Source organism: Cohnella suwonensis, from assembly GCF_042655365.1.
In the GTDB taxonomy this organism is placed as follows: Bacteria; Bacillota; Bacilli; order Paenibacillales; family Paenibacillaceae; genus Cohnella; species Cohnella suwonensis.
Genome location: NZ_JBHSMH010000041.1, coordinates 200,464 through 214,566, shown reverse-complemented (window position 1 = coordinate 214,566; position 14,103 = coordinate 200,464). Strand labels below are relative to the sequence as shown.

10 protein-coding genes are annotated in these 14,103 nt (G+C 57.0%); 5 read left to right on the top strand and 5 right to left on the bottom strand.

Going from position 1 to position 14,103, the window contains the following annotated elements:
* Window positions 1-12: 12 nt before the first annotated feature.
* The 3 genes from ACFPPD_RS13680 to ACFPPD_RS13670 form a co-directional block, all read right to left on the bottom strand.
* Window positions 13-1,143: a S1C family serine protease gene (locus tag ACFPPD_RS13680; protein WP_209745547.1), complete on the bottom strand. Its 1,131-nt coding sequence runs from the start codon at window positions 1,141-1,143 to the stop codon at window positions 13-15.
* A 92-nt stretch (window positions 1,144-1,235) separates the two neighbouring features.
* Window positions 1,236-3,143: a copper amine oxidase N-terminal domain-containing protein gene (locus ACFPPD_RS13675; protein WP_209745544.1), complete on the bottom strand. Its 1,908-nt coding sequence runs from the start codon at window positions 3,141-3,143 to the stop codon at window positions 1,236-1,238.
* A 328-nt stretch (window positions 3,144-3,471) separates the two neighbouring features.
* On the bottom strand, window positions 3,472-3,690 hold the full coding sequence (locus tag ACFPPD_RS13670) for a DUF2759 family protein (protein WP_209745542.1): 219 nt from the start codon (window positions 3,688-3,690) through the stop codon (window positions 3,472-3,474).
* 311 nt (window positions 3,691-4,001) lie between these two features.
* Here ACFPPD_RS13670 and ACFPPD_RS13665 point away from each other — a divergent pair, with 311 nt between their 5' ends.
* The 3 genes from ACFPPD_RS13665 (at window position 4,002) to ACFPPD_RS13655 (ending at window position 6,591) form a co-directional block, all read left to right on the top strand.
* Window positions 4,002-5,618: a nitrite/sulfite reductase gene (locus tag ACFPPD_RS13665; protein ID WP_209745539.1), complete on the top strand. Its 1,617-nt coding sequence runs from the start codon at window positions 4,002-4,004 to the stop codon at window positions 5,616-5,618.
* Window positions 5,619-5,721: 103 nt separating this feature from the next.
* Entirely contained in the window at window positions 5,722-5,895 is a 174-nt protein-coding gene (locus ACFPPD_RS13660) for a hypothetical protein (protein ID WP_209745536.1), read from the top strand.
* A gap of 96 nt (window positions 5,896-5,991) precedes the next feature.
* A complete protein-coding gene (locus ACFPPD_RS13655; RefSeq protein WP_209745533.1) occupies window positions 5,992-6,591 on the top strand; it encodes a hypothetical protein in 600 nt (199 codons plus the stop codon).
* An 81-nt stretch (window positions 6,592-6,672) separates the two neighbouring features.
* On the opposite strand, the gene uvrA is transcribed toward ACFPPD_RS13655, so the two are convergent.
* Both uvrA and uvrB read right to left on the bottom strand, forming a co-directional pair.
* Window positions 6,673-9,528: an excinuclease ABC subunit UvrA gene (uvrA, locus tag ACFPPD_RS13650; RefSeq protein ID WP_209745530.1), complete on the bottom strand. Its 2,856-nt coding sequence runs from the start codon at window positions 9,526-9,528 to the stop codon at window positions 6,673-6,675.
* 192 nt (window positions 9,529-9,720) lie between these two features.
* A complete protein-coding gene (gene uvrB, locus ACFPPD_RS13645; RefSeq protein WP_209745526.1) occupies window positions 9,721-11,724 on the bottom strand; it encodes an excinuclease ABC subunit UvrB in 2,004 nt (667 codons plus the stop codon).
* 192 nt (window positions 11,725-11,916) lie between these two features.
* Here uvrB and ACFPPD_RS13640 point away from each other — a divergent pair, with 192 nt between their 5' ends.
* Both ACFPPD_RS13640 and ACFPPD_RS13635 read left to right on the top strand, forming a co-directional pair.
* Window positions 11,917-12,954, top strand: coding sequence for an SPFH domain-containing protein (locus tag ACFPPD_RS13640; RefSeq protein ID WP_209745523.1), 1,038 nt, complete (start codon window positions 11,917-11,919; stop codon window positions 12,952-12,954).
* A 17-nt stretch (window positions 12,955-12,971) separates the two neighbouring features.
* Window positions 12,972-14,099, top strand: a complete 1,128-nt coding sequence (locus ACFPPD_RS13635; protein WP_209745520.1) for a TFIIB-type zinc ribbon-containing protein — start codon at window positions 12,972-12,974, stop codon at window positions 14,097-14,099.
* Window positions 14,100-14,103 lie beyond the last annotated feature (4 nt).

Below are 14,103 nucleotides of genomic sequence, written 5' to 3'. Positions count from 1 at the left end.
ATGATTGCAGCTTTATTTCGCAAGGCTTTCGGACAGCACGAGCGACCTCGTGACCAAATCGCCGTCCGATAACACCGTTACGTTCACCTTCTGCCCGGGCAAATACGCCTTGAGCAGTTCGTTCAGTTCCACTTGCGTCGCGATTTGCTTGTCGTTTACCGAGTAGAGCTGGTCCCCGGCCTTGAATCCGGCATTGGCCGCGTTCGGCGACGACACCGCGAGGATCGTCATCGGCTCCTCCGTCGGCAGTCCGACGACCGCGGACCAGCTTTCCTCAAGCTCCAGGCCAAGCGACGCGCGTTTAACCGTACCGTATTTGTAAAAATGGTTCAGAACGTACTGCACCGTATCGGCTGGAATCGCGAAGCCCATGCTGTCGATATCGACGTCGACGAACTTCATCGAGTTGATGCCGACGATCTCGCCTTTCATGTTCACGAGCGGCCCGCCGCTGTTGCCCGGATTAATCGCCGCGTCCGTCTGCAGCAGGTTATAATCCGACGAGACGGATCGGTTCATGCCGCTGATGACGCCGACGGTCGCCGTATTCCGAAGCGAGAAGGACACCGGCGTTCCGATCGCCACGACCGTTTCTCCTACTTGGGTTTTAAGCGGAACCGGCGCGAAGACGGCCGTCTTGAGACCTTTCGCCTCGATCTTCACGAGCGCGAGGTCGCTCGTCACGTCAATCTGCTTGCGCGTTCCCGAGTATTCCTTGCCGTCCGCCGTCACGATGACGATCGCGTTCATGTCCTTAACGACATGGGCGTTCGTGACGATCCAGCCGTCGCTCTTCACGACGACGCCCGTCCCGTGAGCGAGCGAGAAGCGATTGCCTTGCCCGGCGCCCGTCGGCTTGCCGATGATGGCGACGACCACGGGCGAAACCTTCTTCACGACATCCGGCACGCTCGGCGCCGGCGTAAACGTGTATTTCTTCGTCTTGGCGTCGTACGAGCCCGTCGCACCGAGTTGCGACGCGACCGACGAAGCTTTCACGTATACTTCGCCTCCGATCACCTTCGCGTCGAGCGATGCGCTTCCCCCCGCGTTCGTTGCCGCGAAGGCCGTTCCCGCAATGCTTCCCAATAACACGATTGCTGCGACGGCTATCGAAAGCCGCCTACGATGTTGTCCGAACAATCCGTCCCTCTCCCCGATTATTCCAGTTTAACAGGCTAACTCTATCATAATTAGCGTTTTCTGGAATCCGTTTTTCTTTGCTAGATTTCGCCTTATTGCGTAAACGTGAACGACGCGAGCGCGTCTTCCACTTGTTTCTTGTTTAATTCCGTCGCGTGCTTGTCCTCGATCGAACCTTGAACCATGTAAACCTTGCCGTTCTTGTCCATCAGGTACATCGTCATGCGACTGTCGACATCCGATCCGCCGACTTGCGTAATCTCGAGCTTATAGGCGTCGACTCCCGCGAAAGTCGCTTTGGACTTCGTGAAAGAGACTCCTTCTAACGTATCGGTAGCGACGATTTTCTCGAACGTGGCGATGAGCTCTTCCGCCGTTGCGTCTTCCTCGACGGCAACTTCGACTTCAACGCCGATGCCCTCGAAACCGACCATATCGTCTTCCATTGTCACGCCGCGAGTCCAATACTTCGGAATCGCGATGCTGTAGCCGTATTCCTTGCTCGTTTTGGTGACGACCGTCCGGAGATCGACGTCGTTCGCGTCCGGTACCGACCCGAAATCCTTCTCGATTTTGGCGAAATCGACCTTCATTCCCTGAACGGCTTGCTCGTACACGGGCTTGATTTTTTCTTTGTTTTTCTCTAAGTACGAGAGCTTTACGTAGTACTTATGAGTACCATAGAACGCGTACAGTTCGTATTCGCTCGTCCAATCCTTCTTATTGTCCGTATGCGAAAGCTCGAGGACCGTCGCCGGAATCCCGTTCCAAGTAATCGACGTCTTCACGGGCTGCTTGTGGTAGTCGGCGTTATTGACGTCGGCATACAACCGAAGCCTGCGATCGACCCATTGATCGAGCGTATCTCCTGGTTCAAATGAACTGACCTCCATGCTTAACCTTTCGCTTGAAGGTCCGACGTAATAGGGATACGCCATATAACTTCTCTTGTTCCAACCAACGGGCAGCTTCAGGCTGACGCCGTATTCCGGATTCGAGTAGGCGACCATGCCGTCGACGACTTTGGCCAAATCTTTCAACGCTTTATTGTTCGCGTTGAATTCGGGCTTGAAGCTGTCGAGCAGCCCGGCATGCGTGCTAAGTTCGGCAGCGGATTTCGCTTTTTTACTGAACATAACCACGTAAAAATTGCCGTTCGCTTGAAACCCGCGGTATTCGGTATAGTATGCGGACCCTTTCGCGACGATTCTTTCGAATTTGGCGCCGGATTTAGAGATCGTCCTCACATCGACGACCGTCTCTTCATCCAAGTAATTCTCCGTCAAATAATCCCTGATCTCGTCGCTATCCATCGGTTCGTCCATTTCTTCGATGGCGATGGCCAAATAATAATCGCCTTTAACATCGCCGAACGAAACCCAGCTGCCGTCGGAAGACGCATCCCCGTTCTGCACGAGCCCGGTCGGATAATTCATCGACCATTTGTGGAAGCTGTCTCCGATCATCGACTTGCCGGAGTCCGAATCGATACCCGAGTTCCCCGCGGAAGCCGTACCGGCGACGATGCCGGCGATAATGTATTCGTTCGTCTTCGCGTCTTTGGATATCGTCGCTCCGAACGCTTTGACGACGCTGGCGAGCGGAACCGTCATGACGCCCGACTTTTGGACGGGCGCTGCGGGTAACGTCGCTTTCTTGCCGTCGAACGTGGCCGTCTTCTGCCCTACCGTCATGACGGCAATATGCTTCCGATAAGTCAGTTTGATGATTTTATTATTCGTAAGCTGCACTTTCGCTCCGAACCCCTTCGGATTCGTGAACACGCTGAGCGGCACCATAACATTGCCGGCCGTTAAATACGGCGATTGAATTTTGACGACTTCGGAATTGATTTTCATTTGCGCGCTTCCGACTTTAATCCTGATCGCGATGCCGCTTGTCGCGGCGGAAACAGGTACGGCAAGCACGACGAATAACGCCGCCGATAGTACCGACATGAGGAATACTTTGGCCACGTTGCGAATTCGCGTCATTTTCATCATCTCCGGCCCCTTATTACTCAACATCTTTCGGCCATGCCCCTTTCTCCAATGCGAGTCAACAACAGGCTTACTCTATCATATATTGGCGAATTCTGGAAGATGTTTTGATAGAAGATAGTACCATTTCATTAGAAAGAGATAGATGTGAAACTGATTAATTCTGGTTCATTAAGAAAACCCGTCAGTGAAGTTCGCTCTGATCGGGGGACTACGAGGCTCGCCCCTCCTCACCCGAACTCGCGCCGAGTTACAAAAAAACGGGCAGAGGAGTCGTTCTCCTCGGCCCGTTAGTGCCGTTCCCTGTTCCGTTCGCGATACGCTTAAGTTAGAATACCCAACCGCTGACCATCTTGTAATCGGCGACAAGGAACACGAGCAAAGAAACCGTCGCAAACCCGATGGCCAGGACGTTCTTGCGCGGTCGCTGCATGAGCAGGCGCACGAGTCCGATTGCGATCAAGATCGTAAACACGATCATAAAAATATCGAAGTGGGAGTATGTACTTTCAACGGCTTCCGTTGCATTCTCGGCAAGAAAATTCATAAAGGGGACCTCCTTTATTGACCTAATGAACCCATCTTCATCTATGTTAGCTTCTGCGCGCCCCGCTTGCAAGTCCGAAGTTCGCGCCGTAACAACTTTGTCACACTTCCGGCATGAGTATGTCCCGATTTTCCGCCATTCATTTCGGACCTTCATTATAAGAAGAGTTTGCGATTAGTATCAGTTTTTTTTATGAATCGTATTCCGGCGCGCTCATTGTCGCTACCTCTAATCTATGTTACGATTTAGACACAATTTCAAACCAAGCTAATCGGAATTATCGTTATTCCGACGAAGGGAGTCGCCACAGCATGGCCTACGAGGCGGTATGGATGGATCGCGACCCGTCCAAACTCAATAAATTCGAATTCTACAAAATGGAGAAAGACGGCCTGGACATCATTCGCGACATTGTCGAGAAGTATTCCAAGGAAGGCTTCGCCTCCATCCCCCAAGAGGATTTCAATCTATTCAAATGGGCGGGCGTCTATCAGCAGAAGCCGAATACCGGCCACTTCATGATGCGCATCCGGATTCCCGGCGGCGTGCTGACTTCGGCCCAAGCGAGAGTGCTGGCCCAACTCGGGCGCGACTACGGACGCGATCTGATCGACGTCACGACCCGTCAGGCGATTCAATACCACTGGCTCGAAATCGAGCATATGCCGGATATATTCAACCGCCTCGAAGCGGTCGGCATGTCGGCCTTCGAAGCTTGCGGCGACTGCCCTCGCACGATCGTCGGCAATCCGCTCGCCGGCGTAGATCCGAACGAGCTTTTCGACACGACGCCGTGGGTGGACGAGTTCGAACGTTTCTTCCTGGGCAACAGAGACTTCTCCAACCTGCCTCGGAAATATAAGATTTCCATTTCTTCGAATATCTATAACAGCGCGAACGCGGAAATCCAATGCTTAAGCTTCACGCCGGCTTCCAAAACGATCGACGGACAAGAGGTGCTCGGCTTCCACGTTCTCGTCGGAGGCGGACTTTCCGCCAAGCCTCACTTGGCCAAGCGGCTCGACATGTTCGTCCGTCCGGAAGAAGCTCTTAAAGTCGCCATCGGCGTCACGACGCTGTTCCGCGATCACGGCTACCGCGAGAAACGCCACTACGCCCGTCTCAAGTACTTGGTGGCGGAGTGGGGCATCGAGAAATTCCAAGAGGAGATCGCGAAGCTGATCGGCGAGATGCCGTCTCTCGGCGACGACCGTACCGTCGGCTGGAACGCGGCTTACTTCGACGGCGTTCACCCGCAGAACAAGCCCGGCTTGAACTACGTCGGACTTAACGTACCCGTCGGACGCACGAACAGCGACGAATTCGACCTGCTTGCCGATTATGCGGACAAGTATGGCGACGGAACGATTCGCACGACCGTTTCCCAGAACATCATGCTGACCGGCGTCGCGGACGACAAAGTCGATGCGTTGCTGAATGAGCCGCTCCTTCAACGGTTGACGCCGAACCCGAACCGGTTCATGAGCCGTACCGTCTCTTGCACCGGCAACGAGTTCTGCAACCTCGCGATCGTCGAGACGAAGGAATACGCGCGTCGCATCGCCCTTTACTTGGACGAGCACGTGCAGATCGACGAACCGATCCGCATTCACTTCATCGGCTGCCCGAACGGTTGCGGCCAGAAACACGTCGCCGACATCGGCCTGCAGGGTTCGCTCGTCAAGACGCCCGAAGGCATGGTCGACGCTTACGACATCGCGGTCGGCGGCACGCTCGGACCCGGCGCGAAATACAACACGGCGCTCAAAGGCCGCGTGAAGAGCGATCAAGTCGGCAGCGTATTAGCCCAATTGATCCTCCATTACAAGGAATACCGCGAATCCGGCGAATCGTTCCACCGATTCGTCGAACGCGTCGGCATCGAATCGATGCAAGCGAAGCTCACCGAAATACTGGCCGCGGCATAAGCCGCATCCGATTCCCGGTTAACCGACCATCTCCCGACAGGGGGATGGTTTTTTGCTTCGCGGAGCCATACTAGAAGCAAAACCGAAGGAGGCGTCCACCCGAATGGAATCCGGAATCAGCGAAAACAGCTTCTCGCTCGCCATGCTCAAGCCCGACGAAGTCGAGGAAATCCGGGCAATGGAACAGAAAATGTCCGAGAAGGTCGGACATCCGATCAGCTTGATCGTCTATCAGGCGGATATCGGCGAAGACATCGCGAGCGGAAGACCGAACTAACTTGTTTTACTGGCAAGCGCTCTTTTGCGCTCCAAAGAATGGAAAAGGAAATGATGTCCATACTAATGGGGAATCCATCAATTGGGAGGAACCTCTATGCGTATCAAACGAATGGCATTGCTTGCGCTGGTCGCGATTCTGGCGTTCGCCTCGACCGCTTCCGCTTCGAGCGTCGAAACCGCTTCTCATCCGGATCGCGATCGGCATGGCCACGACGGAGATCCGTCTCTCGCTCCCGGCCACCGGCACGGCGAAGGACCTGCTCCTGTCGTTGACTGGAGCGGCTATCCCGCCGATATTCAAGCTCTCAAGGCCGAGCTCGATCGGATTCGCGGAGAGCAGAAAAGTCTCTTCGAGAAAATGAACGCGAACCGCGACCAGATCCGGGAAGCCCGCAAAGCGCTGTCGACCGATCAACGGAGCACATTAAAGAAGCCGGCGCTGAAGCTGATCGAGAAAATGAAAGCGAACCGCGAGGACATTCACGATCTGCGAGGAAAGAAACGCGAAGCTTGGGAAAGCTTCCACGAGCACGCCGGTTATAAGCAATGGGCCGAAGCGAAGAGCGACCTGGAAGGCATCGTCAAGCAGAAGAAGCAGATTCTGGCCTATCAGAAAGAAATCGTCGGTCTTCAAGGCCAATTGTTGAAGCTGATCGGTCCTTCCAGCCAATCGAACGTCAACGCGAAGAAATAACGAAAAAAGACGGGACCGCCTATATCGGCGGGTCCCGTCTTTTTTCGTTATGGCCGTTAGCGCGCCATCGATCATCGCGACTTACCGCGTCAACGCCGCTTCCGTCCGGGCGCGATCCCTCTCCAGTATCGGAGCGAGGTACTTGCCGGTATAAGAGCCTTTCACTTTGGCCACTTCCTCCGGCGTGCCCGTGGCGACAATCGTGCCGCCGCCGTTGCCGCCTTCCGGCCCGAGGTCGACGAGGTAATCCGCCGTCTTGATGACGTCCAGGTTATGCTCGATGACGAGCACGCTTTCCCCGGAGTCGACCAGGCGATGCAACACCTGCAGCAACCGGTCGATATCGTCGACGTGGAGGCCGGTCGTCGGCTCGTCGAGAATGTACAGCATCTTGCCGGTGCTGCGCCGGTACAGCTCGGCGGCCAGCTTCACGCGCTGAGCTTCTCCGCCCGATAGGGTCGTCGCCGGTTGGCCGAGATCCATGTAGCCCAGGCCGACGTCCATCAACGTCTGCATCTTGCGATGAATCTTCGGAATGTTGACGAAGAACTCCGTCGCGTCCTCGATCGTCATCTCGAGCACTTCGGCGATGTTCTTGCCTTTGTATTTCACTTCGAGCGTCTCGCGGTTGTATCTCTTGCCCTTGCACACTTCGCAAGGCACGTAGACGTCCGGGAGGAAGTGCATCTCGATCTTGATGATGCCGTCGCCCTTGCAGGCTTCGCAGCGGCCGCCCTTGATGTTGAAGCTGAAGCGGCCTTTCTTATACCCGCGCACCTTCGATTCGTTCGTGATCGCGAACACGTCGCGAATATCGTCGAACACGCCCGTATACGTCGCCGGATTGGAACGCGGCGTTCTTCCGATCGGGGACTGGTCGATGTCGATGACCTTCTCCAGATGCTCGAGTCCGAGGAACTCCTTGTGGTGGCCGGGACGGGTCTTCGCTCTGTTCAAGTCGCGAGCGAGCGTCTTGTATAGAATCTCGTTCACGAGCGTCGATTTTCCCGAACCGGACACGCCCGTCACCGCCGTGAAAACGCCGAGCGGGAACTTCGCGTTAAGGCCCTTCAGATTGTTCTCCTTGGCTCCCTTGATCTCCAGCCACTTGCCGTTCGTCTTACGGCGTTCGCTCGGAATCGGAATGAACTTGCGGCCGCTCAAGTAAGCGCCGGTGAGCGAGTTCTCGTCCGCCATCACCTGCGCGGGCGTTCCTTCGGAAATGACGTTCCCGCCGTGCTTGCCCGCTCCGGGACCGATGTCGATGATCCAATCGGCTGCCATCATCGTGTCTTCGTCGTGCTCGACGACGATGAGCGTATTGCCGAGATCCCGCATATGGTTCAGCGTCTGGATCAACCGGTCGTTATCCCGCTGATGAAGGCCGATGCTCGGTTCGTCCAGGATGTACAGAACGCCCATTAGACTGGAGCCGATCTGAGTGGCGAGACGAATGCGCTGCGCTTCTCCCCCGGACAAAGTGCCCGCCGCGCGGGATAACGATAAATAGTCCAAGCCGACGTTCACGAGGAAGCCGAGCCGGTTGTTGATTTCCTTCAAGATCAGATTGGCGATCGCCCGCTCTTTCTCGTTCAAATCAAGGCCCTCGAAGAAACGTTGCGCGTCTCCTATGGACAGGGAAGTCACGTACGCGATGTTCTCGTTGCCTACCGTGACGGCGAGAGACTCGCGCTTCAGGCGCTGGCCTTTGCACTTGCCGCAAGGCTTCGCGCTCATATAGGCTTCGATGAATTCCCGGATGCCTTCGGAAGCGGTCTCCCGGTAACGGCGCTCCAGGTTATGGACGACCCCTTCGAACGGGACTTGGGCGTCTCGCGTATGGCCGAATTCGTTCTCGTAACGGAAGCGAATCCGCTCTCCGCCCGTGCCGTACAGTATCACTTGCATCTGCTTCTCTTCGATCTGCTCGACCGGAACGTCCGTCGGGATGCCGTAGTGCGCGCAGACGGCCGCGAGAAACTGCGGATAGTAATTGGACGTGCTGCCCGCCCAAGCTTCGAACGCGCCTTCTTCGATGCTCAGGTTGCGGTCCGGAATGAGCAAATCCGGATCGACGACCATCTTCACGCCGAGACCGTCGCATTCCGGGCAAGCCCCGAACGGTGAGTTAAAAGAAAACATGCGCGGAGCAAGCTCGTCGATGGAGAAGCCGCACGCGGGGCAAGCCAAGTTCGCGTTGAACATGAGCTCTTCCTTGTCGATGATGTCGACGAGGATCTGGCCGCCGGACAGCTTCAACGCGGTTTCCAGAGAATCGGCCAGCCGCGACGCGACGTCATCCTTCACGACGATCCGGTCGACGACGACTTCGATCGAATGCTTCTTGTTCTTCTCCAGGTCGATCTTCTCGGACAGGTCGCGAATTTCGCCGTTCACGCGAACGCGGACGAAGCCTTGCTTCTGAATGTCCGTCAACAGCTTGGCGTGCTCGCCCTTGCGTCCGGATACGACCGGTGCCAGAATCTGAAGCCGGGTGCGCTCCGGATATTCCATGATCCGGTCGACCATCTGCTCGATCGTCTGGGACGTAATCTCGATGCCGTGATCCGGGCAATGCGGCCTGCCGACGCGGGCGAACATCAGCCTTAAGTAGTCGTAGATTTCCGTGACCGTTCCTACCGTCGAACGCGGGTTGCGGCTCGTCGTCTTCTGGTCGATGGAGATCGCCGGGGACAAGCCTTCGATCGAATCCACGTCAGGCTTATCCATCTGCCCGAGAAACTGGCGGGCGTAAGCGGATAGCGATTCCACGTAGCGGCGCTGGCCTTCGGCGTAGATCGTGTCGAACGCGAGAGACGACTTGCCAGAACCGGACAAGCCCGTAAGGACGACGAACTTATCGCGGGGAATGGTAACGTCGATATTTTTCAAGTTGTGGGCGCGCGCGCCCTTGATGATGATTTTCTCGTTGGCCATGAACGAAAAAAGCCCCTTTCGCGACTGCGCGGGGCTTCTTGAATCATGCCTGCCTCAGTCGCACTCCGATAGGAATGTGTGTTCCCGTACATTATAACGGACTGTCGGCAGGCATGCAAATCTTTTGTAATTTTATAGCAACGCTTTGCTGATCTGCGCGGGAGACTTCGGCAACAGTAAACCGCCGTATTCCTACAAGCTCGCCTTCAGCTCCAACAAGGCGTCGCGAAGCTCCGCGGCGCGCTCGAACTGAAGGCTCTTCGCCGCTTCCTTCATCTCGAATTCGAGCCGTTCGACCATCGAGGCGCGTTCCTTCTTCGACAGCTTGCCCAGATCCTCGGCGCCGGCCAGGAACGAGCTCTTCGTCTCTGCCGCTTTGGTCGCCTCGATCAGGTCGCGCACCTTCTTGACGATGGTCTGCGGCGTTATGCCGTGTGCTTCGTTATACGCCAGCTGAATGCCGCGCCTACGGTCGGTCTCGCCGATCGCCCGCTCCATCGACTCGGTGATGCGGTCGCCGTACATGATGACCCGTCCGCCGGCGTTCCGGGCGGCGCGTCCGATCGTCTGGATGAGCGACCGTTCGGAACGAAGGAACCCTTCCTTGTCGGCGTCGAGAATGGCGACGAGCGACACCTCCGGCAAGTCGAGGCCTTCCCGGAGCAAGTTGATCCCGATCAGCACGTCGAACGTGCCGAGGCGAAGATCGCGCAAGATGGCCATCCGCTCCAACGTCTTGATATCGGAGTGAAGATAACGCACCTTGATGCCGACTTCCTTCATATAGTCGGTCAGGTCTTCGGACATCTTCTTCGTCAATGTCGTGACGAGTACCCTCTCGTCCTTCGCGATCCGGTCGCGAATCTCGCCGAGCAGGTCGTCGATCTGCCCCTTCGTCGGGCGCACCTCGATGATCGGATCGATGAGTCCGGTCGGGCGGATGATCTGCTCGACGACCGTCGGCGTCTGTTCGAGCTCGTAAGGGCCCGGCGTCGCCGAGACGAACACGAGCTGCTTCGCCTTCTCTTCGAATTCCTCGAAGCGGAGCGGCCGGTTGTCCTTGGCGGACGGCAAGCGGAAGCCGTGCTCGACGAGCACCGTCTTCCGCGCTTGGTCGCCGTTGTACATCGCCCGCAGCTGCGGCAAAGTCACGTGGGACTCGTCGATGACGATCAGGTAGTCGTCCGGGAAGAAGTCCATGAGCGTGTACGGAGTCGCCCCGCGCTCCCGGAACGTCATCGGCCCCGAGTAGTTCTCGATGCCGGAACAGAACCCCATCTCCGCCATCATCTCGAGGTCGTACCGAGTGCGTTGCTCGAGCCGCTGCGCTTCGAGCAGCTTGCCGGCGTCTCTCAGTTCGACGAGACGTTCCTCCAGCTCCCGCTCGATGTTGACGAGCGCTCTCTTCATCTTCTCCTCGCCCGTCACGAAGTGAGAGCCCGGGAAGATGACGACGTGATCGCGCACGCCCGTAATCTCGCCCGTGAGCACGTCGATCTCCGTGATCCGTTCGATCTCGTCGCCGAACATCTCGACGCGAATGGCCGAGTCCCCGCGCGAGACGGGGAAAATCTCGATGACGTCGCCGCGCACGCGGAACGTTCCCCGCACGAAGTTCAAGTCGTTGCGCTCGTATTGGATGTCGATCAGCTTATGCAAAATGTCGTTGCGCGACTTCTCCATGCCGACCCGCAGGCTAAGGCGCAAATCCCGGTACTCTTCCGGGGAACCGAGACCGTAGATGCACGAGACGCTCGCCACGATAATGACGTCGCGGCGTTCGAACAAGGAGGCCGTCGAGGAGTGGCGCATCTTATCGATCTCGTCGTTGATGCTGGAATCCTTCTCGATGTACGTGTCCGTGGAAGGGATATACGCTTCCGGCTGGTAGTAGTCGTAGTAGCTGACGAAGTATTCCACCGCGTTCTCCGGGAAAAATTCCTTGAACTCGCTGCACAGCTGCATCGCCAGCGTCTTGTTGTGCGCGATGATGAGCGTCGGCTTGTTCACCTTGGCGATCGTCTGCGCGATCGTGAACGTCTTGCCCGTGCCCGTCGCTCCGAGCAGCGTCTGAAATCTCTTTCCGTTGACGATGCCTTCCGCCAATTGGCCGATCGCCGAAGGTTGATCCCCCGACGGTGTATATTCCGAGACGAGCTTGAACGTATTGTTTTCCGGTTCCAACACTGCCGTCATCTCCCTATCCCCTCCCGATTCGTTCTTTCATAAGGTACTCTATCGTCATGATTCGCGTTTATCCGAATGTGTGTTCCCATACTCCGATATTATAGCCTTTTCCTTCCTTATCGTCAAAAAAAGTCCGCCGACAACCCGCTTCGGATTTCTGGTATGATGAGGGAAAACGGAAACCAGCTGGGAGCGTGAAGCATGGGTTTGTTCGATTTCATTAAAGGCCAGTTCATCGAGGTGATCGAATGGCTGGATGACCGAGGCATCATCGTCTACCGGTTCCCCGCGTACGATAACGCGATCAAGATGGGAGCCAAGCTGATCGTGCGTGAATCCCAAGCGGCGATCTTCGTGAACGAGGGGCAGCTCGCCGACGTGTTCGGTCCGGGCACGCATACGCTCCAAACCCAGAATCTGCCGGTGCTTACCGCGCTCAATTCGTGGAAGCACGGCTTTAATTCCCCGTTCAAATCGGATGTTTACTTCGTCAGCACGGCGAACTTCACCGATCTGAAATGGGGCACGACGAATCCGGTCATCATGCGCGATCCCGAATTCGGCATGATCCGCATGCGCGGATTCGGCACTTACGCGGTCAAGGTCGGGGATCCCGCGTTGTTCTTGAAGGAAATCTTCGGCACGAAGCAAGAGCTGACGACGGCCGCGATTACCGGCTACTTGAAATCGATCATCGTATCGGGCCTCAGCGACCTGCTCGGTGAAGCCAAAATTCCGGTCGCCGACTTGGCCAGCTCCTACGACGAACTCGGACAGCTGGCGATCGGCCGGCTGCAGCCGCGCTTCGCCGCGCTCGGACTTACTCTGTCGGGCGTGACGATCGAGAACATCTCGCTTCCGGAGGAAGTCGAAAAGATGATCGACAGACGGTCGTCGATGAATATCGCCGGCAACCTCGACCAATATATGAAGTTCCAGACGGCCGAAGCGATCCGCGACGCGGCGAACCAACCGGACGGCGGCATCGCGGGAACCGGCGCGGGTCTCGGCGCGGGCATGGCGATGGGGCAAATGATGTCGCAAATGATGAACCAGACGGCGGCGCGCGCGGCGGACCCGCAACAAACGCAACCTCCGCAACAAATGCCCGCGGCGCAACCGGCGTCACCGTCGAATGCCGGAGCGGGGCCGTCTGCCGGCAAAAAATTTTGCTCCGAGTGCGGCGGCAAGCTCACGGAGAACGCGAAGTTCTGCTCCGAATGCGGCAGCAAAATCTGACGAAGGAGTCCGATCCCATGACGAACGAGACCGGCGCCGCGGCGGCGGCCATCCGTTTTCCTTGCGCGGCTTGCGGGGGAGCTATGGCCTTCGATACGGAAAGCCAGAACCTGAAATGCCAATACTGCGGCGACGAGCAGCAGATCGACAGCGTCGCCGGCGAGCAGAAGGAGCACGCCTTCGACGACGCGAACGAGGACCTCGACGCCCTGCACGATTGGGGTACGGCGCAGCGGGCCGTCCATTGCGAAGCGTGCGGCGGCGAGACGCTCATCCCCGGCGGACAGACGACTTCTACATGCGTATTCTGCGGTTCTCCGAAAGTTCTCCTCGAAGATAACGTCCGGAGTATCCGGCCGGAATCGGTCATTCCGTTCCGGCTGTCGCGCGAAGAAGCGCTGACCTCTTTCGCCAAGTGGAAAAAAAAGCGCTGGTTTCTGCCGAACGCGTTCAAGAAGCAGGACGTTCGCTCCGAGCTGAACGGCATCTACATTCCTTATTGGACGTACGACACGGAGACGTATTCCGTCTATTCGGCGGAGGTCGGCATCTATCACTACCGGACGGTGACCCGTACACGCGTCGTGAACGGCAAGACCGAGACGTATACCGATACGGAACGGTATACGGTGTGGCACCATGCGAACGGCGATTACGACCGTTCGTTCGACGACATTCTCGTTCCCGCATCCGGCCATTACGACGGCAAGCTGCTCGACAAGCTCGGCGACTTCGACCTTGGGCAACTGCACGGATACGCGCCGGAATTCCTGAGCGGCTTCATCTCCGAGAGATATAACGTATCCCGCGAAGAAGGATGGGGGCAAGCCCAAGAAGTCGCGGACGGCACGCTGGACGACGAGATTCGCGACATCATCGGCGGCGACGAGATCCGCAATCTGAGAATCCGGACGAACTACGAAGACATCACCTACAAGCACCTGCTGCTCCCCGTCTGGAACGCCAGCTACACGTACAAATCCCGGCCTTATTATTACATGGTCAACGGACAGACCGGCACCGTGTCCGGCCACGTCCCTCGAAGCGCGATCAAGATCACGCTCTTCACGCTCATGTGTCTAGCGATCGCGGGCGCGGCCGCGATTATCATCCTAAGCCAGCAATCGACGGCGACCGGCACGTAAACCA

Bases quoted from the DNA above. Each gene is read 5' to 3' on its own strand.
- ACFPPD_RS13660 (WP_209745536.1), top strand. From the start codon at position 5,722: ATGGAATCCGGAATCAGCGAAAACAGCTTCTCGCTCGCCATGCTCAAG.
- ACFPPD_RS13675 (WP_209745544.1), bottom strand. From the start codon at position 3,143: ATGAAAATGACGCGAATTCGCAACGTGGCCAAAGTATTCCTCATGTCG.
- ACFPPD_RS13655 (WP_209745533.1), top strand. From the start codon at position 5,992: ATGCGTATCAAACGAATGGCATTGCTTGCGCTGGTCGCGATTCTGGCG.
- ACFPPD_RS13665 (WP_209745539.1), top strand. From the start codon at position 4,002: ATGGCCTACGAGGCGGTATGGATGGATCGCGACCCGTCCAAACTCAAT.
- ACFPPD_RS13640 (WP_209745523.1), top strand. From the start codon at position 11,917: ATGGGTTTGTTCGATTTCATTAAAGGCCAGTTCATCGAGGTGATCGAA.
- uvrA (WP_209745530.1), bottom strand. From the start codon at position 9,528: ATGGCCAACGAGAAAATCATCATCAAGGGCGCGCGCGCCCACAACTTG.
- ACFPPD_RS13670 (WP_209745542.1), bottom strand. From the start codon at position 3,690: ATGAATTTTCTTGCCGAGAATGCAACGGAAGCCGTTGAAAGTACATAC.
- uvrB (WP_209745526.1), bottom strand. From the start codon at position 11,724: ATGACGGCAGTGTTGGAACCGGAAAACAATACGTTCAAGCTCGTCTCG.
- ACFPPD_RS13635 (WP_209745520.1), top strand. From the start codon at position 12,972: ATGACGAACGAGACCGGCGCCGCGGCGGCGGCCATCCGTTTTCCTTGC.